At 62.4% G+C, this 1,303-nt stretch carries 1 pseudogene; it reads left to right on the forward strand.

Annotation, left to right across the window (positions count from 1 at the left end):
* Positions 1 to 92: 92 nt before the first annotated feature.
* Positions 93 to 1,208 (forward strand): annotated as a pseudogene (locus CHB90_RS25995) (efflux RND transporter permease subunit); the annotation flags it as partial.
* Between the last annotated feature and the right edge of the window lie 95 nt (positions 1,209 to 1,303).

Raw genomic sequence — 1,303 nt, forward strand, 5'->3', positions numbered from 1 at the left:
GTGATCGCCCTTCCTGCCACACGCAAGGTCAAGAAACCCGACCGCGCCCCGAAATCACACCGCACACGGACCGCCGGTGAATATTGCGGGATGAAATCTCTGCCTATCTACGGCGCGAACTGCTGGCCGTGGATGGCGTCGCGGACGTGGCGCTGGCCGGTTTGCCGTCCGAGGCGATCTACGTTGACGCCAACCCGGCGATTTTCAGCAACCTCGGGATCGCGCCCACCGCGATGGCCAACGCACTTGCCAATACCGACACGCGCACGCCTGCAGGCAGCATCGTCCAGAACGGGCAGGACATCCGCATCCAAGCCCCTGCCGGGGACGCAACCGTGGATGAAATCGCCCGGTTGACCATCGGTGTCGGCGGTGAGGTCATCGACCTGTTGGACATCGCCAATGTGACCAGGGATCGGGTCAAGGAGCCGACGTCAATCATCCGCTTTCAGGGCCAGGAGGCCTTTACCCTGGGTGTGTCCGGCAAGGCGGATCTGAACATTGTCGAGATCGGGCAACGGGTTGACGCGCGGCTGGCAGAGATCATGCGCGACATTCCCGCAGGCGTGGAACTGCACCCGATCTATCAACAGCACGTCGTCGTGGATGAGGCATCGAACGCCTTTCTGGTGAACCTTGCCATGTCGGTGGCCATCGTGGTGATCGTGCTGGCGCTGTTCATGGGCTGGCGGGCGGCGGTTGTCGTCGGGGCCACCCTGCTGTTGACGGTGGTCGGGACGATCTTTGTCATGGCGATCTTCGGGATCGAAATGGAGCGGATCTCTCTCGGTGCCCTGATCATCGCCATGGGGATGCTGGTGGACAACGCCATAGTGGTCGCCGAAGGGATGCAAGGCGACATGGCACAGGGCAAATCCGCCCGCGATGCCGCCGAGGACGTGGCCGCCAAGACGCAAACGCCGCTGTTGGGCGCGACGGTTATCGGCATCATGGCCTTTGCCGGTATCGGCCTGTCCCCGGATGCGACCGGCGAATTCCTGTTCTCGCTGTTTGCGGTCATCGGCATTTCGCTGCTGCTTTCGTGGATTCTTGCCATTTCTGCCACACCGCTGCTGGCGCATTACTTCTTCAAGGTCGGGACCGGCGACGGGGGCGACCAATACGGCGGCCCGCTGTTCCGCGCCTACCGCGCGACGCTGAACCTTGCGCTGCGCCTGCGCTGGCTGGTGATCGCCGGGCTGATTGGCCGAGATATAGCTAAAAGTTGGTGATGGCCCCTGAGGGGCGGCATATCATGGCGTTGTTGACGCGCCGCAATTCTCGATTGAGAAAAGGATATGCC

The organism is Antarctobacter heliothermus, from assembly GCF_900188425.1.
GTDB classification, from domain to species: domain Bacteria; phylum Pseudomonadota; class Alphaproteobacteria; order Rhodobacterales; family Rhodobacteraceae; genus Antarctobacter; species Antarctobacter heliothermus.